This window comes from Hymenobacter sedentarius (assembly GCF_001507645.1).
Taxonomy (GTDB): Bacteria; Bacteroidota; Bacteroidia; order Cytophagales; family Hymenobacteraceae; genus Hymenobacter; species Hymenobacter sedentarius.
The window spans coordinates 1,369,404-1,388,278 of sequence record NZ_CP013909.1; the positions used below are offsets into that span (position 1 = coordinate 1,369,404).

The window sequence follows — 18,875 nt, forward strand, 5'->3', positions numbered from 1 at the left end:
CGAAAATTTGATTCGGATGCGTTGTTTTTTATTTGGTTGGGCTAGCCTCCGCAGCGGCCTGCTGGTCTTACTGGGGCTGGGAGCCGCCCGTGCCCAGCAGCTGCCCGCTGGCGCCGCTGCTCCCCTCGATTCAGCCCAACTCAGCCGCCGACAGCACCGACTCGGCGAAGTGCGGGTGCGGGCCGTGGGCCCTGAGCGGTTTGCCGTCGGCAGCCAAAAAATTGAGCTGGATTCGGCGGTGCTGGCCCAGTACCGCGGTGCCACCCTGGCCGACGTGCTGCAGGCTCGCACCCCACTGGCCATGAAGAGCTACGGCCCCGGCCAGCTGGCCACTATTGCCCTGCGTGGCACCTCAGCCCAGCACACCGCCGTGCTCTGGAACGGGCTCAACATCATGCTGCCCACCCTGGGCCAAAACGACTTCTCTTTGCTGCCGGTGGGTGCCACCACGCGGGTGGCGGTGCAGCCCGGCCCGGCCGCGGCGCTCTACGGCAGTGGGGCCGTGGGCGGCGCCGTCCTCCTCAATACCGACCCCGATTGGCGCCCGGGCTTCCGGGGCAGCGCGCAGGCCGATGCCGGCAGTTTTGGGCTGGCCGGCGGCAGCCTCGAAGCCCACACTGCCACCGCGGCCGTGGCCGTGCGCGTGGCCGCCAGCTACCGCCAGGCCCAGAACAACTACTCCTACGTGCTGCGCGAAGCCCGCGGCCCCGTGCGCTATACCCTGCAAAACGCCGCCCTGCGCCACCAGTGGAGTTTCAGCCCCAACGTGGCCTGGCGCGTGGGCTTGGCGGGGGAGCTCACCGCCGCCGCCTGGCTCACCGATGCCGACCGCGAAATCCAGTCGGGCGTGAACGTGGCGGGCAGCCAGGCCCGCGAGCGCGACCAAAGCCGCCGCCTGGTGCTCGGCTACCGGCACGTGGCCGCGCGGCAGCAGTGGGCCGTGCGCGGCGCCTGGTTTGAAGACGTGCTCAACTACCGCGACGGCGGCGCCCCGAGCAACTCCCGCGTGCGCACCACCCAGGTCCAGGCCGAGCACACCGCCGCCCTGGGCGCCCGCGGCAGCCTGCGGCTGGGCGCCGAAGCCCAGCACTTCGCCGCGCTGGTGGGCGGCTACGGCACCGAGCCAGTGGCCGAAAACCGCGCGGCCGCCTTCGCCTTGCTGCGCTACGACCCCCGCCCAGCGCTGCGCCTTTCGGCCAACCTGCGCCAGGCAGCGCTGCCCGCTGGCCTGGCCCCGCTCACCCCCACCGTGGGCGTGGAGTGGGACCTGCTAATGGCTCCCATAGATACCCTCACTCAGTCGCTCAGCCACTCAGTCACTCTTAAGGCCAGCGCGGCCCGCAGCTACCGTGCGCCCACCCTCAATGAGCGGTACTGGCTGCCCGGCGGCAACCCCTTGCTGCGCCCCGAATCGGGCTTGGGCTACGAGGCCGGACTGCGCCACCGCGTGGCGCTGCACCCCGGCGCCGCGCTGGAAACGGAGTTGACCGCCTTCCGGCAAGACGTGGACGACTGGGTGCAGTGGCTGCCCTGCGCCAACACCGGCATCTGGAGCCCGCGCAACCTGCGCCAAGTGCGCAGCCAGGGCCTGGAAGCCAGCACCGCGCTGCACCTGCGCCGACGTCGCTACGCGGGCGGCGTGCAGCTGGCCTATCATTTCACCGATACCCGCAAAATCCAGGGCTCGGCCGCCGATTCCGACCCGGTGGGCGTCCAGCTGGCGTTTGTGCCGCGGCATCAGGCCAGCGTCAGTACCGACCACCGCTGGCGGGGCTGGCTGCTGAGCGGCACCTTGGTCTTCACCAGCTTCCGCTACATCAACGCCTCGGGCACCGATTATTTGCCGGCTACGGGCCTGCTGGGCGCCACGCTGGGGCGCACATTGCGTGGGCCGGCCGGCACCAGCCTACTCGTGCTGCTGCATGGCACCAACCTGCTCAACCTTGCCTACGACAGCTACCCGGGCCGGCCGGCCCCGCCCCGCGCCCTGAGCGCCAGCCTGCGGTTGGGCTGGCGTTGATGCGCTCGAAAAGTCTCCTACTTACTTCCTCTACCTAATTTTTTTACCCCATCTGCCGGCCGGGCCGGCAACGTCATTTTATGAAAAAACAGTTTGTCCCCTTCCTTGCGGCGCTGGCCGTGCTGGCCGCTTGCGACCCCCAGCGTGCCACTGATACACCCGCCCCGGCCGCCACTACCGGCGTGTTCATCCTCAGCGAAGGCCAGTTTGGGGCCGGCGATGGGGCCGTTAGCGTATTCGATAAAGCTACCAAAGCCGTCACCCTCGATGCTTTTGGCAGTGCCAACAACGGCGCCAAGCTGGGCGACGTGGTGCAGAACATGGGCGTGCAGGGCAGCCGCGGCTACATCGTAGTCAATGCCTCCAAGAAAATTGAAGTGGTAAACCTGCCCGATTTCAAAACTGCCGGCACCATTGCCGGGCTCGACCAGCCGCGCTACTTCACTTCCACCTCCGCCACCCGCGGCTATGTCACGGAGTGGCGCGGGCCCTACACCGGCTATCTGCCCGGCGTGCTCAGCATTCTCGACCTGGGCACCAACACCGTGGCCAGCCGCGTGACGGTGGGCCGCAACCCCGAGCAGCCACTGGCGCTGGGAGGCCGTATTTACGTGCCCAACAGCCTGGACAACACCATTTCGGTAATAGACGAGGCCAGCGGCACCCTTTCCTCCACCATCACCGTGGCCGATGGGCCCTCGAACATGGTGGCCGATAAGGACGGCAACATCTGGGTGCTCTGCTCGGGCTTCGTAACGTACCTGAGTGCGCCACCCTACACGGCCCGCGTTTCCAACGGTGCCCTCGTCCGCTTCAGCCCCGGCAGCCCGGCCACGCAGTTCAAACTCACGTTTCCGGCCACGTCCGGCCCCAGCAAGCTGCGCATCAACCTCGCCAAAGACCAGCTTTACTACAGCTTTGGCGGCGCCGAATATCAAATGAGCACCGCCGCTACGGCCTTGCCCACGGCCCCTTTTATCCGCCGCAGCTTCTCGGGCTTTGCCATCGACCCGCGCGACAACACCGTTTTCGGCGGCATTTCGCCCAGCTATAACAGCAACGGCCGCTTCATTCGCTACCAGGCCTCCGGCGCCGCTATTGATTCCTTCGATGTGAAGGTTGGGCCAAACGGGTTTTTGTTCTACTAGGACCTGAGCGTTGGGAACCTCACCCCCAGCCCCTCTCCAAAAGAGAGGGGAGCCGAACGGTAATTTATAGAATCAAAAAGCCCCGGCTCAATGTTGAGCCGGGGCTTTCTGTTTTTAGAAATTGAGCTAAAGCTTGAGCCGTGGCTCCCCTCTATTTTGGAGAGGGGCCGGGGCCGTGCCCGGCAGGGGTGAGGTTCCCAACGCTTACTTATTTAATCAGCAATGCCGTCGTGGTTGCGGTCTTTGGCTTCGCCGGCGGCTTTGTAGAGCTCCTTGCCGGTGGGCTGGCGGGGGCCGGTTTCGCGGTTGAGGCCGGCCGTGGTAGAGTCGCCGTTGGGCACGCCGTCGGCGGGAGCAGCGGGGCCTTTTTTCGTGTAGCCGCGCTCCACGTTGGTGTCACCCTCTTTGGTGCCCGAGCTGCAGGCACTGAAGGTAGCGGTGATGGCACAGGCCACAGCGAAAGGGCGGAGGAAGTTTTTCAGCAGCATGAAAGAGCGTAAGTGAAGAAGTTGAGGATGAGCGAAGCTGCAAGGTAGAAAAATAACCTGCCGCTGCCGCAACCCGAACCGTTGGTCGTGGGTACGGTTGTAGCGGCGGGCGCCCTGCTTAGGTTACGCACGGCTTCACATATTCTCCTTTTTAGTTGATGATCAATAAGATTCCTTCGCCGGCCGGGGTGCCGGCCCCCTCCTATACCTATGCCGAGTTTCGGGCCCTGGTGGGGGTGCTCGCGGCCGAGCGCCGCACCAGTGGCCCCGACCAAAACCCTGGCCTCATCCACTACACCGACCAAAACCAGGTCCACCTCGACCGCGCCTACACCCACGCCCTGCTGCCCCAACTGGTGTCAGCCCTGGCCCAGTTGCCCCGCCCCGAGCAGTGGCTGGTGTTGGGCGAAGCCTGGTGCGGCGATACGGCCCACCTGCTGCCTGTGCTGGCGCGGCTGGCCGAGGCCAGCGCCGGCAACATCCGGTTGCACGTGCTGCTGCGCTCGGAACACCCCGAGCTGATGGCGGCCCACCAAACCAACGGCGCCAACAGCATTCCCAAGCTTATCCGGCTCGACCAGGCCACCAGCAACCACCTGAGCGACTGGGGCCCGCGGCCGGCCGCGGCGCAAGCACTGGCGCAGCAGCTGCACGCCGACAAATCGCTGCACACCAACCATATTATAAAGGCCATGAATGCCTGGTACGAGGCCGATACCGGTGAGAGCTTGCAATATGAGTTGCTCGCTTTGTGGAGCTAAGATGGTGATTTAACCAATTTTTGCCCTATTTTCACATCCCCAATTCTCCGAACTATGCCCTTGCCGTTGCGTCGCCTTCAAAAACACGTAGCTGCCTGGCCCTGGCGCCGGGTGGGCGTGCTGGCGGGCGTGAGCGTGGTGCTGGCACTAATGCTGGTGGTTTATTTGTTTGGCGTCAGTGACCACTTTTTTGGTCGACTTTTTTCTGCCTTTCTCGTACTGTTCTGGCTCTTGGCTGTCACCTTCTTGGCGGTTGTTCCGTTTGTGACTTGGGCCACCGGGCACTGGTTTGGTCCCGGCTGGGCCGAAGCCTCCACTCCGGCGCCGCGCCCGCGCCGGGCAGCAGCTGGTGCGCTGGCCACTCGTTCTAATTCTTCACCGGCCTCCTCGCGGCGGCCCGAAACACGTTAAAGCCCTTGAAAACTAACCTACTGCATATCAAAAATATGGTGTGCCCCCGGTGCGTAGAAGCCGTGCACAACCTGTTGGAACGGGCCGGCTATCGCCCCAAGACGGTGACCCTGGGAGTAGCCGAGCTCGACGAAGCCACCCCCGCCGACCCCGAAGAGCTGGCCCCGCTGCTGCACGACGCCGGCTTCGAGCTGTTGCGCGGCCGCGCCGAACAGCTCACCGAACAAATCAAAACCGTGCTCGCCGATTACCTCGAGCACCTGCGCACGGCCCGTTCGCCGCTCACCACGTCGGCGTTTCTCACCGACCGGTTTGCCGCCACGTACTCGCACCTGAGCAAGGTGTTTTCGCGCACTGCCCACCTCACCATCGAGAAATACCTCATCCGCCTCAAGATTGAGCGGGTAAAGGAAATGCTCAGCTACGGTGAGCTGACCCTGAACCAAATAGCTGATCAGATGCGCTATAGCTCCGGCCAGCACCTCAGCAATCAGTTCCGCCAGGTGACGGGCTACTCCGTAAGCGAGTTCCGCCGCCTGATGCTGCCCGAGCGGGTGTCGCTCGACGCGCTGGCGTAAGCTTCTCGCTTATAAAACAGACGTAAAAAGGCGGCCGCTCCTGAAGAGGTGGCCGCCTTTTCATGTCTTTTTTTTTCGTCTGTCATGCTGACGAAGGAAGCATCCTATCAGGTTAGAACCAATCGTTGAGCCGTGATAAGATGCTTCGCTACGCTCTGCATGACAGACTATTAATAACCTGTTAACCCGCGTAGGCCTGGCAGGCTTCCAGACAGGCTTGGCAGGCTTTGGCGCACTGTATGCAGTGGTCGTGCGGGTGCTTGGCGCACTCGGTGTGGCACTTCCGGCAAATTTCCATGCACTCCTTGAGCACGTGCTTGGCGTAGTCGGAGCCGCGGGCAATGAAGGCGGCGGTGATGCGGCAGATGTCGGCGCAGTCGCGGTCGAGGCGGATGCAAGGCACCATCATGGCTACGTCTTTTTCGTCGAGGCAAGCGTCGGCGCACAGCTCGCAGGCGGCAATGCAGCGGCTGATTGCGTCGAGGACGGCGCTATTATTCTGGCGGGTGCGCGGGGATAAGGGCATTAGCATGGCAGTGAATAGGTTAGGTGAAAGATAATTCGGCCAGTTGGCCTGCTTCATCATTACGAGAGCAGGGGCGTGAAGGACATATAGAATTCACTTTTTAACCTACATGAGTCGGGTCCAGGCCGGCGTGCTGTAGGTTTTTGGCCGAATAATGCTTCAACCTTGGGGTCGCCTAACGGGTATTACACCATGGCATTGCCATATTACTACCCGCCTTCTCATGCTGCATCTATTCAATAAATTGGCCCTGGCCGCACTGCTGGCTGCGGCGCCGCTGCTTGTTGCCGTAGCGCAAACACACGAGCACATGGACATGTCGATGCCCATGCCGAAGCCCAAAGCAACCAAGCCGAAAGCGGCCAAGCCCGTTCCGGCCAAACCGGCCCCAGCTAAGACCTCCAAGGCCCGGCCCACGCCAGCGCCGACCATTGCTGCTCCTGCCAAAACCAGCCGAGCTCCGGCTGCTCCCGCTGCGCCCGCGCATAACATGGAAGACATGAAGCCCGGCGAAACCATGAAAGCCGGCGAGATGCAGCACGCCCCCGGCATGGACATGCCGGCCGGCGACCACGCCATGCACATGGATATGGCCCAGGACAGCGGCATGGCCATGTCCGGCATGAGCCACGCCCTTTCGCGCAACCTGCCCATGAGCCGCAACGGCTCGGGCACCAGCTGGCACCCCGACCAGACGCCCATGTACATGTGGATGCAGCACAAAGGCCCCTGGATGCTCATGTACCACGGTGCCGCGTATGCCCGCTACACCAGCCAAAACTTCAACAACCGCAACCGCCGCGGGCACGACAACGCCTTCGATGGCCCCAACTGGGCCATGGCCATGGCCCAGCGCGAGGTAGGCGCCCGGGGCCTGCTCAACCTGAGCCTGATGGTATCGCTCGACCCCCTCACCGAAACCAACGGTGGCTACCCGCTGCTGTTCCAAACCGGCGAGTCGTACAAAGGGCAGCCGCTGATTGACCGGCAGCACCCGCACGACCTGATTTCGGGCCTCTCGGCTAGCTACACCCACGCTGTGAACGACGACGTAGACCTGAGTTTGTACCTAGGCTACCCGGGCGAACCGGCCATCGGGCCCGTGGCCTTCATGCACCGCATCTCGGCCATGCCCAACCCCGATGCGCCGCTGTCGCACCACTGGACCGATGCCACGCACATCACCTTTGGCGTAGCCACGGTGGGTGTGCGCTACAAGCAGTTTAAGCTGGAAGGCAGCAACTTCACCGGCCGCGAGCCCGACCAGTACCGCTACGATTTCGACCGCCCCCGCGCCGATTCCTGGGCCGGCCGGCTCAACTGGAACCCCACCGGCAGCCTGGCCCTGCAAGTGAGCCGCGCCTTTATCAAAAGCCCCGAAGACCTGCACCCCGAAGAAAACGTGACCCGCACCACGGCCTCGGTACTGCACAGCAGCAGCTGGGGCGAGCGCCACTACCTGGCCTCCGCGCTGGTGTGGGGCCTGAACGAAGGCACCGGTCACCACGCCGAGCACGCTGTACTGGCCGAAACCAACCTCACGCTGGGCCGGCCCACCTTCTACGGCCGCTACGAGTTTGTGCAGAAAGACAGCGAGGAACTGGAATTCTACTCTGCCGGCTCAACGGACAACCTTGTCAGCAGCGTTTACAATATCAACGCCCTCACGCTCGGCGCTAGCTACCGGCTTACTAGCCTGGGCGGCGCCCGCGGCCCGGAGCTGAGCGTGGGCGGACAGCTGACGGGCTACTTCATTCCCAATGCCTTGCAAGTGAGCCCCTACGGTGGTGCCACCTACGCCGGGCCCGGCTATGGCAAGCTGCCGCTCTCGGCCTCGGTGTACCTGCGCCTCACCGCGCCATGGATGAGTATGAAAGGCATGAGCGCAAAAGGCATGGGCAACATGAAAATGTGATTCGGCACCGCCGTGCCGACCTTTGCTGCAAATGAACCCCAACCGCCCCGGTTGGGTTACTTGCTGCTGTGTCGTCTCCTACTCCCCGCATCCTGCTGCTCACCCCGCCGCTCACGCAGCTCAACACCCCGTACCCGGCCACGGCCTACATCAAGGGATTTTTGGGCGGCCGCGGCTATGCCGTGACGCAGGCCGACCTGGGCTTGCAGCTGGTGCTGCGGCTGCTGTCGGTAGACGGGCTGAAGCGGGTTTTTGCCGGAATAGAAGCCGGTGATTTCTACCTCAGCGACAATGCTAAGCGGATGGTGCGGCTGCAGAACCGCTACCTGGCTACCATCACGCCGGTCATCCGCTTCCTGCAAAACAAGGACCTGACCCTGGCCCCGCGCATCTGCCACGGCCGCTTCCTTCCCGAAGCCAGCCGCTTCGACAACGTAGCCGACCTGGAAACTGCCTTCGGCACCATGGGCCTCACCGACCAGGCCCGTCACCTGGCCACGCTCTACCTCGAAGACCTCGCCGACCTCATCAAGGAAACCGTGGGGCCGCAGTTCGGCTTCTCGCGCTACGCCGAAAAGCTGGCCCTCTCGGCCACCAGCTTCGAGCCCCTGCACGAGGCCCTGCAAGCCGCCCCCAACCTGCTCGACCAAATGCTGCTCGAGGAGCTCGAGCCCCTGTTGGCGCGCGTACAGCCCGATGTGGTGGGCTTTACCGTCCCTTTTCCCGGCAACCTCTACGGCGCGCTGCGCCTGGCCAGGCGCATCAAGCAAATCAGCCCAACTACCGCCACCATCATGGGCGGCGGCTACCCCAACACCGAACTGCGCACCATTCAGGAACCGCGGTTTTTCGATTACATCGACTACCTCACGCTGGACGACGGCGAAGGCCCGTGGCTGCGGCTGCTGGAGTATCTGAGCAAGAAAAAAGAACGTCATGCTGAGCTTGCCGAAGCATCTCTACCGCTTCGTCAGGCTCCCCTCTCTGCTGGAGAGGGGCCGGGGGTGATGTTCAACGAAGCGGTAGAGATGCTTCGGCAAGCTCAGCATGACGTTCAGGATAGTAACGGACACGCTTTGGATAGCAACGAAGCCGAAGATGAAGTACACTGCGCCCTACAAGGTGTGCTATACAGCCAGCCCGACAACAGCTTCCTCCAGCGCACCTTTCTTCGCAATACGCAAGGGCAAATCGAGTACATCAACTACCCGCACCCCGACGTGCCGCACCACGAAGTGGGCACACCCGATTATTCCGACCTGCCCCTGACCGAGTACCTCTCGGTGCTGGAAGTGCTCAACCCCATGCACCGCCTCTGGAGCGACGGCCGCTGGAACAAGCTCACCGTGGCCCACGGCTGCTACTGGAAGCGCTGCTCGTTCTGCGACGTAACCCTGGACTACATCTCGCGCTACGAAACGGCCCCCAGCACCTTGCTCGTGGACCGCATCGAGCAAATAATCCAGCAAACCGGCCAGACCGGCTTCCACTTCGTGGACGAAGCCGCGCCGCCGCTGGCCCTGCGCGACCTGGCTGTGGAACTGCTCAAGCGCCGCGTGCCCATTACCTGGTGGGGCAACATTCGCTTCGAAAAAACCTTCTCGCCCGACCTCTGCCGGCTGCTGGCGGCCTCCGGCTGCATCGCCATTTCCGGTGGGCTGGAAGTGGCCTCCGACCGCCTGCTGGCCCTAATGGAAAAGGGCGTGACCATTGCTCAGGTGGCCCGCGTGGCCGATGGCTTCACCCAGGCCGGCATCATGGTGCACGCCTACCTGATGTACGGCTTCCCCACCCAAACCGCCCAGGAAACCGTGGACAGCCTCGAAGTAGTGCGCCAGCTGTTTGCGGCGGGCGTGGTGCAGAGCGGCTACTGGCACCGCTTCTCGATGACGGCGCACTCGCCGGTGGGTAAAAACCCGGCGAAGTACCAGGTGGCCGCCATCGGCCCCGAGCCAGCCGGCTTTGCCTGGAACGACCTCTGGCACGACGACCCGCTCGGCACCGACCACGAAGCCTTCGGCCCCGGCTTGGCCAAGTCGCTCTACAACTACCTGCACGGCGTGGCCCTCGACGAGCCCCTGAGCTTTTGGTTTGACTTCAAAACGCCCCGGCCCACCACCCCGCGCCACCTCATCCAGCAGGCCCTGCAGGCACCCGAGAAGCCCGATTTTGCCCGGCAAAACCAGCGCCTGTTCTGGCTGGGCAACGCCTCGGAAATCCGCGTCGAAGCCGGCAAAAAAGCGCCCCGCGCGGTACTCACCTGCTACGAACAGGCCGAAGACTTCGAAGTCAAAACCAGCGAGGCCGCCGGGCGCTGGCTCCACCAGCTGCTCACCCAGCTCAGCCACGACTACGACACCAAGGTGCTGCTAAAGGAAGCAGCAGCCACGTTCCCAGCCAGCGAAGGCACGTTTGAAGCCTTTCTGCAAAGCCCAGCCTGGCAGCTGCTGCGCGAAAAGGGCTTGCTGCTAATTTAGAAAATTGAGCTAACGCGGCGAAGGCCTAGCTACCGCGCCCGCATCCACTCCAGAATGTCGCCCGGCAGGCCCGGGCCAAATTGGGGGTTCAAGCCAGCCGGCACAAACAAGTCAGGCCCCGCCGTGCGGTAGGCCCGCACCGCGGCCCCGCGCCGCCCACCCAAAGCATTGCGCAGCGCAGCCGCCCGTTGGGCTGAAGCGGGGCCGCTGTACAAGCCCAGCAGCGGCAGCTTGCGGCCCTCCTTCAGCTCCCGGAAAGCTGCCTTGCCCGCCGGGGAGAGGTCGGCATTTTGAGCAATAACGAACGCCACGCGCGGGCTGCCCGGCGCTGCCAATGCCTGCGCCAGAGCGGTAGCCCGCGCCCCGGCGACCCAGGCCCCTACGTTCGACGTATCGGCGCCCGGGGTGTTGTGCAACAGGCGCACCGCGGCCCGCAGGCGCGGGGTTTCGGCCGTAGCCGTGGCCGAGTCAGTCGCTGGAAGTACCAACACGATAATGCCTTCGCGGGCCAGGGCATCGCCCCAGAGGGCCGCCGTGGGAGCCGCCGTAGAGTCGGGCAGCAGAATGAGCGCGGGCCCAGGCGTGCCCGTGTCGGAGGGCGCAAAAAGCCAGGCCGAGCCAGCCGCTTGCGGCAGCTCCTCGATGCGGTAGGTGCTGGGGGTGGGCACGCTGCGCTTCACCAGGATGGCCTTGACTTTGGTGGTATCCAGGGTGAGGGCGCCGCGCCAGAAGTCGCCATCCAGGCTCAGGGTCAGTACCTCGCTGGGGCGAGCGGGGCGGGTGAGGCGCAGTTGGTTGTTGCGGTAGATGATGGTGTCGGCCACGAAGCTGAGGGTGCCGGCCGTGGGCACCGTGAGTTCGGCCTCGTAGTGGCCGTGGCTGGGATGGCGGATGTCGAGGGCGGCGCGCACTTCGGGCTGCCCGGCCACGCTCAGGCTGCCCTCGTAGTGGCCCACGGGAGGCGTGGTGGCTACTTCGGCCTCGGTGTGCGGCTGGCAGGCCGATAAATTGGCCCCCAGCCCCAGCAGAACCAGAAACCAGCCCAGGCCGCGGCCTCGGTCAATCATCAAGCGCATCAAAGCGAACATAGGCATTCCCAAAAGTAGCCGATTTACCGCCCGGCCATGCCCTTGCGCAAAATCAGGTCGGTTTGCACGTCTTGCCCCAGACGGAATTCGTGCTGGCCAACTTCGCGGAAGCCAAACCGCTGGTAAAAAGCGCGGGCCTTGTCGTTCTTTTCCCACACGCCCAGCACCACGGCCGAGCAGTGCAGCTGTTCGGCCAGGGCCAGAATGCCGCGCATCAGCGCCGCGCCCAGGCCGGTGCCCTGCCAGTCGTCGCGCACATATAGCCGCTCGATTTCGAGGCGGCCCGCCGGGTTTTCGCCTTCGGGCAAGCCGAGGGTGGAATTGTCGCGCAGCTTGGCGTAGCCCACCAGCTCGGCCTGCATGTGCGCCAGCAAAAAGGTGTTTTCGCGGTCTTGCAGCTCGGCCAGCTGAATGTCGGGGCCGAAGTTTTCGTTCAGGTAGGCGTCCATGTCCGCCGCCGTATTGGTGGCGGCAAACGTGTCGAGAAATGTGCGCCGGCCCAGGTCAGCGAGTTGGGCAGCGGTAACGGGGTTGGCCTTGGCCAGGGAAATGCGCAGGGGTGATGACATAAGGCAAAGGTCGAGCAGCGGCCGCCTATTTACAGTATTTCATCGGCGTTGGGGTCGCGTTCGGAGTGGTCGCCCCGGCGCATGCGCAGGCCCATGCGCATCAGCAGCCCACTGGCCAGCAGCCCTACCAGGTTGACTGTCAGCATCACGGCCGAGGGGGTTTGGTAGCCACCGGTGGTCCAGCTGTACACCCCCACATAAACTTTTAGCAACAGCCCCACGCCCAATAGCCCACCGCTCAAGATGAGTAGCAGGCCTACCAAGCGGTTTATGGGCGGGGGCAGGGGAGGAGTGGCCATCGTTTACCGGTCATACGAAGCCGTGAAAGGCGGGGTTGAGGCCGCGGCCCCCGTAGGTTGCGAATCCGGTTCTTTAACGTAATTTTGCCTTACCAAGTCCCCGCGAGAGTAGCTCAGTTGGTAGAGCATCAGCTTCCCAAGCTGAGGGTCGCGAGTTCGAACCTCGTTTCTCGCTCCAGTAGAATCAGCCACTTAGCCGCAAGGCTGGGTGGCTGTTTTGCTTATAGCTCTGGGCAAGTAGACTTACGGCTTGATGTTGAGCAGTAGCCTATCCGTACCCGAGGATGCGCGTACAAGTCAGAGCACCCAACCGCTAACCCATGACTACGCTCTACCTGCTGGCGCTGCTACCACCAGAACCTGTTTTTTCGGAAGTCTGGGCCATGAAGCAGGAGGTGCACCGCCTCACCGGCAGCCGCAACGCCGTGAATCTGCCGCCCCATATCACGCTTATCCCGCCACTGCGCCAGAACGCGGAGTTTGAGGAAAAATGCATCGCCGCCCTTGCCGCTTTTGCCCAGACCCAGCGCGCCCTGTCCGTTGGTCTAAAGGGGTTTGCTTGGTTTGGAAACCGGACGCTGTTTGTGCGGGTGAGCGAGGCGGCTGCGCTGCAAAAGCTGCACGAGGCCCTTAACGATTGGTGCGCCGCTCACCTGCCGGAGGTTCCGGTGGAGAGCCGCCCATTCACGCCCCACCTTACGCTGGCCACCCGCGACCTACCCCGCGCGCAGGTGCCGGAGCTGCGCCAGCTATTTGCGGCCCGCGCCTACGAGGCCACGTTCCCGGTGCACAGCCTCACCCTCTTCCGCCACGACGGACGGCAATGGCAGCCCTGTGCAACTTTTGAGCTGGGTTGAGTTGAATCGGGAGGCGAGCTACGCGGTGATTTAGCTCCACTTGTCGGGATGCCTGCACGCTGTAGAGACGCCACACTTCGCGTCTCGGCGTTGAACGATTACACCCGAACGATTGGCAAACGGCGCGGACCCGGAGACGCGAAGTGTCGCGTCTCTACAGCGTGCTGAATATTAACCGAAATACATACTCCTCAGGTAGTGCCTTGAGCCGCAACAAGGGCGTTTATTGCACCCGCGTCAGGCGCAGGTAGTCGAGCATGGCCTGATTTACCTGACCGTTCATGTTCTCATTGGCGGGCTCAAAGGTCAGGGTGAGGCGGTGGCTGCCTTTGTCGAGGTGCACCAGCACGGCATTGGTAAAGCCCCAGTTCGACCACTCGGCCACGCCCCGCTGGGGCAGCACGATGGTACCCAGCCGCTGCCCGCCCATCCGCAGGGTGCGAATGGCGCACTGGTTGTTGGTATTGGTGGGGCCGTTGCCGTTGGCGTAGCGGAAATCCACGGCGTAGAGGCCCGTCTCGGGCACCAGCACGGGCAAAGTCAGGGCGGTATTCAGCGACTTGCTGGTTTCTACGAAGCCGGTGCCGCTGAAGCCTTTGTAGGGATGGCCAGCTTTCGGGGCCACCGCTTCCACTTGGTATTGCCGGTGGAGGCCCGCTTTTTCCATGACCAAGGGCTCGCTGGCAAACGACTCCAGCCCGGTAGGGCCCACGGCAACAACCTGGTATTCGGCATACGTGGCGGTGGCCGGCACCGCCAGCTCCGTTGTGGCAACGGTGGTCAACAGCTGGCCATTTTTCAACACCTTGTACGATTTCGCGTCGGGCAGCGCGGCCCAGTGCAGGCGCCCGTTGGCATAGGCCACGGCTGGCGTTTCGGGCGAGAACAGGTTGGCAACCCGCGCCACGGAGGTAGGTTGCGGCGCCTCATTGCGCAGCTCAATACGCACGGCGTGGCGTCCGGTAAGCGTAGCGGGTACGGCCGCCTCGGGCAGGGGCTGGCCGTCGAGCGTGATGGAGCTAATCTGGTTGCCGTAGCCTTGCAGGCTGATGTCGAGCACGGCCCCGCGGTAGTGCAGGCCGGTGAGCTGGCGAGTGCCCTGCAAGGCCTGTGGCACGAAGGGATGAAACACCAGACGGTTGGGCTGCCACTCCATGCCAAACAGCACCTTGTACACCAGGCCGAGGCTACCCGAAAGGCTCCAGAGCATGTTGCTGGAGTTGATTTGGGTGCCGGCGTAGTCGCCGTTCGCGGCCACAAAGTTTTCCTTGTTGGTGAGGAACAGCGCCGCCGGGCGGTACACGGCCGCAATGCTTTCCATCACCGACGGCTCGTTGCCTGCCTTGGCCGCCGCCAGCGCCCAAAAGCTTTGCACAAAGGGCCACACCGCGTTATTGTGGTAGGGCGGAATGCCCGGAATCTGCGGGTAGATGCAGGAAATGCCGTAGGGCGTGGTGGGCGTCTTGGCCACCACTTGCTGGGCCCGCTCGCCATCGGCCACCCCAAAAAGCACGCTCAGGGCTTCGCCCAGGCCCTCGGCCCGCGGCGATAGCACCAGGAAGTTCCGACCGTACAGATACTGGCCGTAGTAGCCGCGGTCGGCCTGCCAGAGGTGCTCGTTGATGCTCTGCTTGATGCGTTGGGCTAATTTTTCGTGCGCGCTGGCCACGGCCGTTTCGCCCAGTTGCTGGGCCATTTGGGCCAGCACCACGTTGGCGTGGTAGTGCACGGCGTTGGTGCCCAGGTTTTCCGACTGGTAGATGTCCACCGGCTGCATCCAGCGCGGATACGTCTGCTCGCGCCAGTCCAGAAACGACGACTCGCCCCGCACCAGCCCCGTGGCGGCGTCGTAGGCGTTGAGCTGGTCGTCGGCGATGGACTGCTTGATGATGGGGTACACCTGCCGCAGCTAGGCCTGGTCGCCGGTTACTTTATAGATTTCCCAGGCCGCCGTGGCCCAGATAATGCGGTCGGTGGAACAGGGGTACGCCCCGCCCGTGCCCGTATCCTGAATGATGCGCCCCTCGGGGCTCACCTTGCGCATCAGGCTTTTCATGGCCGAGCGGGGCTGCAGCGCCGCCTGCGCCAGGATGATGCTGTAGCTGATGTCGCGGGTCCAGACGCCGGCCCACTCCTTGCCGGTCCGGAACGTGCTGTCGGGCTCCACCGCCCGGCGGGCTTCTTCCAGGGCCAGGTTGTAGAGGGCATCGGCCAGCGGGTACTCCGATGTGTACTGCGGGAAGTCGGCTGTATTAATGGATTGCTTCCACTGGCCGGCCGTGCTTTTGGCATCCTGTGGCGCGTTCAGCAGCAGCGTTACTTCATAAATGCCGTTGCCGTCGGGGTCCTTCAGCTCCAGCTCGGGCTTGTTCACCAGGTTGTCGAAGTCCCAGCTCAACGGCGCCGTGCTGCCCGCCACAAACACGTGCTTGAAGTCCTGCTGGTACAGCTTGTCGCCTTTGTAAGTCGTGTAAAATCCCTGCTGCTTAAACGCCGCCAGCACCGGCCGCAGGTCCAGCCTGATTTTCAGCGCGGTATTCGGGGCCAGGTACGTATTGGCCGGCATCGGCGTGGGGTCCACAAAATGCTTACCGAAGGTGAGCACGGGCGTTTCCAGCGCTTGGGCCGCCTCACCGGCATTGGGCAGGGCCACAAACAGGTGGTTCTGGCCAGGCGCCAGCTCGTTGTCCTTGCCGTTGAGACTGAATTTGAATTCTATCCGTGGGCTCTGAAACGCGTTGGCCGGGCTCTTGTAATCCGAAGTGAGCTCCGTGGCCGACAGCGCCCGGGCCGTGTAGGGGCCCTGCACCACCCGGTCGCGGTAGAGCGCATACTGGCCCGACTGCCACACGGGGGCATCCGTTGGCTGGGGCTGGGCCCCGCCGGCCGCCGGAGCAGTTGTTGCAGCAGTGGTAGACTTTTGCATCTGACAGGAACTCAGCATGACAGGCACCAGCACGAGGCTCGCGAGGCCGGGAAAGTATTTCATAAGATAAGAGTAATAGCAAAAGGGCGCCGGCTGCGGCAATGTTTCGGGCCGTGGCGCAAGCCAGGCTGCCGTGGGGCAGGAGGGCCGAGCCTACTTAATTGGGCTAAAATTCAGCCGGCTGAACGATTGAGCCAGCGGCCCGCTCTCACCATTTCAAGCGGACAGCTCCCAAGGCATTCCGCACCGTCACCGCCGGGGTTGTGGTATGCTCTCCCGAGAGGCTAGCGGGCTTCTGCAGGTAGGAAACGCGCGATTGCGGCTTGAGGGCTTTGCCGTCGGCCTGCAGGTTGGGCAAAGCACCAAACCCGTGAAAAAGCACCTCCACGTGCTTGAACTTCGATTTCGACGAGCCCTGCACCGGGCCCAGCTCCAGGGTATGCGCCGTGGGGTCCAGCTTGATGGTGCGCTTGAAGAACTGGCCTTTCTCGTGGTTATAGGTCGTGCCGTCGTCTTCGTAATACACGTAAGAGCTGGGCGCCTCGCCCTGGTACACGTGCAGGTACAGCGTATCGAGCGGAGCCTGGGCGGTGTACTGCACCGGGCTCTGCATGGGGATGATGCTGCCCCCACGCACAAACACGGGCAGGCGGTCGAGCGGCGAGGGCACGTAAGCCGCCTTGCCCCCGGCGTGCAGCTCGTCGCTGTAGAAATCGTACCAGCGGCCGGCCGGCAGGTACACCTTGGCGGCTTGCAGCGTGCTGGCCACCGGCGCTACCAGCAGCCCCGGCCCAAACTGGTACTCGTTTTGGAATTGCCCGTCGTAAATCTGGCCGTCGTACGGGTAGTCGAGCGCCAGCGACCGCTGCACCGGCAGGCCGTTCTGCGTGGCTTCGTAGAAGGCCGAATACACGTAAGGCAGCAGGTTGTAGCGCAGCTGCACGTAGTCGCGGTTGATGTCCGTATAGTCTTCGCCAAACGCCCACGGCTCGGCCGCCTTGGTATTCACGGCGCTATGAGCCCGGAAAAAGGGCGTGAATGTGCCAATCGACATCCAGCGGGTGAACAGTTCGCCCGTCGGCGGCGGCGATGCCACAAAGCCGCCCACGTCCATGCCGGCGTTGGCCACGCCGCTCAGTCCCAGGCTGTTTACCAGGCGTACGCCGGCCAGCATGTGGTCATCGGTGCTCACGTTGTCGCCCGTCCAGATGGCGGTGTAGCGCTGCAGGCCCGCGTAGCCGGCCCGCGTCAGAATGAGCGGCCGGCGGCCCCCCATCAGCTTGCGGGTGCCTTCGTAGGTGCTGCGGGCCATTTGCAGGCCGTACACGTTGCGGGCGGCGTTGGTGGTCGCGCCGTGGCCGTCGTAGTTAAACAGCATGTTGCTGGGCAGTTGGTTGCCCCAGGTCGACATCTCGTTCATGTCGTTCCAAAACCCTTCCACCCCGTCCCGGACCAGGCCCTGAAACTGCTGCCCCCACCACTGGCGGGCGGCGGGCAGGGTGAAGTCCGGAAAGTTGCACAGGCCCGGCCACACTGCCGCACGGAAGTTGGTGCCGTCGGGGTATTTCACGTACAGGTCGCGGGCTTTGCCGTCTTCCCACTGCTTGTAGCCCGCCTCCGTTTTCATGCCCGGGTCCACAATCACCGCCATGTGCACGCCCAGGCCCTTCAGGTCCTTGAGCATCTTGCCAGGCTGCGGAAAGCGCTGCGGGTTCCAGGTAAAAATCTTGTAGGCATCCATGTAGTGGATGTCCAGATAAAGCACATCGAGCGGAATCTTCTTTTCCCGGAACGTCTGGGTAATGCGCTTCACCTCCGTATCGGGGTAGTACGTGTACCGGCTCTGCTGAAAGCCGATGGCCCAGAGCGCCGGCATGGGCATCCGGCCGGTCAGATGGGTGTAGTCCTCCAGAATGCCCGCGGGCTTCCGGCGTCCTATCAGGTAGTAGTTCATCTCCCCGCCCCGGGCGCCAAACGACGAGAACCGGTCGTCGTTGCTGGCCCCGAAGTTGACCTGCCCCACGTACGAATTGTCGAAAAATAGGCCATAAGCCAGTCCATCGTGCAGCCCCATGTAAAAGGGAATGGAGCTGTAGAGCGGGTCGCTGCCGGTGGGGTAGGCGTAGCTGTCGGTGTTCTGGTGCACGTAGGCCTGGCCGCGCCGGTCCAGCGGCCCGGTCTTTTCGCCCAGGCCCACAAACCGCTCCCCGGGCAGCAGCAGCTTATACGTAGTGATTTCGTCGCCCACCCACGACGTGCCCAGGCCCGCCTCGTCCTGGTTCAAGAGCTGTCCCGCCGCATTGTAAAAAGCAAAGCGCGCCGGGTTCTTCTGAATCACCAGCCGAACCGAGTCGGTGGTAATGGTTACGCTTTCGGCCGCCTCCTGCACCCGCAGGGCCGCCGTGCTTGGCGAGGCCACCACCGCATAAGAGAAATCGGCCGCTAAAGGATGCTGGCTGAGCCGTACCCGCAGAATGGTGGGCGAGTAGGCCGTCACTTCGGCAGTTGCGTTGGCAAAAGTCAGGCGCAGCGTGTTGCCGGCCGCCTCCGTGCGCTGCACCGCACCCAGCGATTCCACCTTAGAAAATTGAGCTTGAGCCGGCATCCGCAGCAGCAGGCCGGTAGCAAATAGGAGGCTGGAAAGCCAAGGGCGCGGTACGAGGTAAGGCATTTTCAAAGCCAAGGGGATGGAGAATCAGAATAAGAAGCGGTGCGCGGTGCCAGACTGGCACTGCAAAGCAAACAGTAAGAATGGCTATTGTTAGTAACAATAGCCGCAGGCCGGTTATAGTAGCTGCAGCAGTGCCGGCAC

Annotated in this window: 16 protein-coding genes and 1 tRNA gene; 9 read left to right on the forward strand and 8 right to left on the reverse strand. The window is 63.5% G+C overall.

Annotation, left to right across the window (positions count from 1 at the left end):
- Positions 1 to 16: 16 nt before the first annotated feature.
- Together AUC43_RS05640 and AUC43_RS05645 are read left to right on the forward strand one after the other, a co-directional pair.
- Complete coding sequence (locus AUC43_RS05640; RefSeq protein ID WP_068190899.1) at positions 17 to 2,020, forward strand: TonB-dependent receptor; 2,004 nt, start codon at positions 17 to 19, stop codon at positions 2,018 to 2,020.
- An 80-nt stretch (positions 2,021 to 2,100) separates the two neighbouring features.
- Positions 2,101 to 3,168, forward strand: coding sequence for a DUF5074 domain-containing protein (locus AUC43_RS05645; RefSeq protein WP_068190901.1), 1,068 nt, complete (start codon positions 2,101 to 2,103; stop codon positions 3,166 to 3,168).
- 212 nt (positions 3,169 to 3,380) lie between these two features.
- On the opposite strand, the gene AUC43_RS05650 is transcribed toward AUC43_RS05645, so the two are convergent.
- Positions 3,381 to 3,656, reverse strand: coding sequence for a hypothetical protein (locus AUC43_RS05650; protein WP_068190903.1), 276 nt, complete (start codon positions 3,654 to 3,656; stop codon positions 3,381 to 3,383).
- A gap of 158 nt (positions 3,657 to 3,814) precedes the next feature.
- Here AUC43_RS05650 and AUC43_RS05655 point away from each other — a divergent pair, with 158 nt between their 5' ends.
- From AUC43_RS05655 to AUC43_RS05660, 3 genes are all read left to right on the forward strand, one after another.
- Complete coding sequence (locus AUC43_RS05655) at positions 3,815 to 4,417, forward strand: thioredoxin family protein (protein WP_068190906.1); 603 nt, start codon at positions 3,815 to 3,817, stop codon at positions 4,415 to 4,417.
- Positions 4,418 to 4,483: 66 nt separating this feature from the next.
- Complete coding sequence (locus AUC43_RS20840; RefSeq protein WP_157780946.1) at positions 4,484 to 4,828, forward strand: hypothetical protein; 345 nt, start codon at positions 4,484 to 4,486, stop codon at positions 4,826 to 4,828.
- Positions 4,829 to 4,833: 5 nt separating this feature from the next.
- The gene (locus AUC43_RS05660) at positions 4,834 to 5,406 is read left to right on the forward strand and encodes a helix-turn-helix domain-containing protein (RefSeq protein ID WP_157780947.1); all 573 of its coding nucleotides are present in this window, start codon (positions 4,834 to 4,836) and stop codon (positions 5,404 to 5,406) included.
- Between the two features lie 181 nt (positions 5,407 to 5,587).
- On the opposite strand, the gene AUC43_RS05665 is transcribed toward AUC43_RS05660, so the two are convergent.
- On the reverse strand, positions 5,588 to 5,938 hold the full coding sequence (locus tag AUC43_RS05665) for a four-helix bundle copper-binding protein (RefSeq protein ID WP_068190911.1): 351 nt from the start codon (positions 5,936 to 5,938) through the stop codon (positions 5,588 to 5,590).
- Between the two features lie 217 nt (positions 5,939 to 6,155).
- Between AUC43_RS05665 and AUC43_RS05670 the strand changes: the two genes are divergently transcribed.
- Together AUC43_RS05670 and AUC43_RS21460 are read left to right on the forward strand one after the other, a co-directional pair.
- Positions 6,156 to 7,847, forward strand: a complete 1,692-nt coding sequence (locus AUC43_RS05670) for a hypothetical protein (RefSeq protein WP_099092879.1) — start codon at positions 6,156 to 6,158, stop codon at positions 7,845 to 7,847.
- A gap of 68 nt (positions 7,848 to 7,915) precedes the next feature.
- Positions 7,916 to 10,324, forward strand: coding sequence for a B12-binding domain-containing radical SAM protein (locus tag AUC43_RS21460; RefSeq protein WP_068190913.1), 2,409 nt, complete (start codon positions 7,916 to 7,918; stop codon positions 10,322 to 10,324).
- Positions 10,325 to 10,353: 29 nt separating this feature from the next.
- On the opposite strand, the gene AUC43_RS05680 is transcribed toward AUC43_RS21460, so the two are convergent.
- The 3 genes from AUC43_RS05680 to AUC43_RS05690 are packed head-to-tail and all read right to left on the reverse strand — an operon-like array spanning position 10,354 to position 12,280.
- Positions 10,354 to 11,412 carry a hypothetical protein gene (locus AUC43_RS05680; protein WP_068190914.1) on the reverse strand — a complete coding sequence of 353 codons (1,059 nt, stop codon included), beginning with the start codon at positions 11,410 to 11,412 and terminating at the stop codon, positions 10,354 to 10,356.
- Between the two features lie 23 nt (positions 11,413 to 11,435).
- Complete coding sequence (locus AUC43_RS05685) at positions 11,436 to 11,981, reverse strand: GNAT family N-acetyltransferase (protein WP_068190916.1); 546 nt, start codon at positions 11,979 to 11,981, stop codon at positions 11,436 to 11,438.
- A 29-nt stretch (positions 11,982 to 12,010) separates the two neighbouring features.
- Positions 12,011 to 12,280 (reverse strand): hypothetical protein, encoded by a 270-nt coding sequence (locus AUC43_RS05690; RefSeq protein ID WP_068190918.1) that lies wholly within the window; start codon positions 12,278 to 12,280, stop codon positions 12,011 to 12,013.
- A gap of 102 nt (positions 12,281 to 12,382) precedes the next feature.
- On the opposite strand from AUC43_RS05690, the gene AUC43_RS05695 reads away from it, so the two are divergent.
- A tRNA-Gly gene (locus tag AUC43_RS05695) sits at positions 12,383 to 12,458 on the forward strand.
- Between the two features lie 142 nt (positions 12,459 to 12,600).
- Positions 12,601 to 13,137 carry a 2'-5' RNA ligase family protein gene (locus AUC43_RS05700; protein WP_071885824.1) on the forward strand — a complete coding sequence of 179 codons (537 nt, stop codon included), beginning with the start codon at positions 12,601 to 12,603 and terminating at the stop codon, positions 13,135 to 13,137.
- Between the two features lie 223 nt (positions 13,138 to 13,360).
- Here the strand turns inward: AUC43_RS05700 and AUC43_RS21465 are convergent, their stop codons facing one another.
- The 3 genes from AUC43_RS21465 to AUC43_RS05710 form a co-directional block, all read right to left on the reverse strand.
- Complete coding sequence (locus tag AUC43_RS21465; RefSeq protein WP_233254116.1) at positions 13,361 to 15,037, reverse strand: MGH1-like glycoside hydrolase domain-containing protein; 1,677 nt, start codon at positions 15,035 to 15,037, stop codon at positions 13,361 to 13,363.
- A gap of 9 nt (positions 15,038 to 15,046) precedes the next feature.
- Complete coding sequence (locus AUC43_RS21470; RefSeq protein ID WP_233254117.1) at positions 15,047 to 16,126, reverse strand: hypothetical protein; 1,080 nt, start codon at positions 16,124 to 16,126, stop codon at positions 15,047 to 15,049.
- Between the two features lie 145 nt (positions 16,127 to 16,271).
- Positions 16,272 to 18,734, reverse strand: a complete 2,463-nt coding sequence (locus tag AUC43_RS05710) for a glycoside hydrolase family 31 protein (RefSeq protein ID WP_157780948.1) — start codon at positions 18,732 to 18,734, stop codon at positions 16,272 to 16,274.
- Positions 18,735 to 18,875 lie beyond the last annotated feature (141 nt).

Bases quoted from the DNA above. Each gene is read 5' to 3' on its own strand.
- AUC43_RS05655 (WP_068190906.1), top strand. From the start codon at position 3,815: ATGATCAATAAGATTCCTTCGCCGGCCGGGGTGCCGGCCCCCTCCTAT.
- AUC43_RS05680 (WP_068190914.1), bottom strand. From the start codon at position 11,412: ATGTTCGCTTTGATGCGCTTGATGATTGACCGAGGCCGCGGCCTGGGC.
- AUC43_RS05690 (WP_068190918.1), bottom strand. From the start codon at position 12,280: ATGGCCACTCCTCCCCTGCCCCCGCCCATAAACCGCTTGGTAGGCCTG.
- AUC43_RS05645 (WP_068190901.1), top strand. From the start codon at position 2,101: ATGAAAAAACAGTTTGTCCCCTTCCTTGCGGCGCTGGCCGTGCTGGCC.
- AUC43_RS05685 (WP_068190916.1), bottom strand. From the start codon at position 11,981: ATGTCATCACCCCTGCGCATTTCCCTGGCCAAGGCCAACCCCGTTACC.
- AUC43_RS05700 (WP_071885824.1), top strand. From the start codon at position 12,601: ATGACTACGCTCTACCTGCTGGCGCTGCTACCACCAGAACCTGTTTTT.
- AUC43_RS05650 (WP_068190903.1), bottom strand. From the start codon at position 3,656: ATGCTGCTGAAAAACTTCCTCCGCCCTTTCGCTGTGGCCTGTGCCATC.
- AUC43_RS05640 (WP_068190899.1), top strand. From the start codon at position 17: ATGCGTTGTTTTTTATTTGGTTGGGCTAGCCTCCGCAGCGGCCTGCTG.
- AUC43_RS05710 (WP_157780948.1), bottom strand. From the start codon at position 18,734: ATGCCTTACCTCGTACCGCGCCCTTGGCTTTCCAGCCTCCTATTTGCT.
- AUC43_RS05665 (WP_068190911.1), bottom strand. From the start codon at position 5,938: ATGCTAATGCCCTTATCCCCGCGCACCCGCCAGAATAATAGCGCCGTC.
- AUC43_RS21470 (WP_233254117.1), bottom strand. From the start codon at position 16,126: ATGAAATACTTTCCCGGCCTCGCGAGCCTCGTGCTGGTGCCTGTCATG.
- AUC43_RS05670 (WP_099092879.1), top strand. From the start codon at position 6,156: ATGCTGCATCTATTCAATAAATTGGCCCTGGCCGCACTGCTGGCTGCG.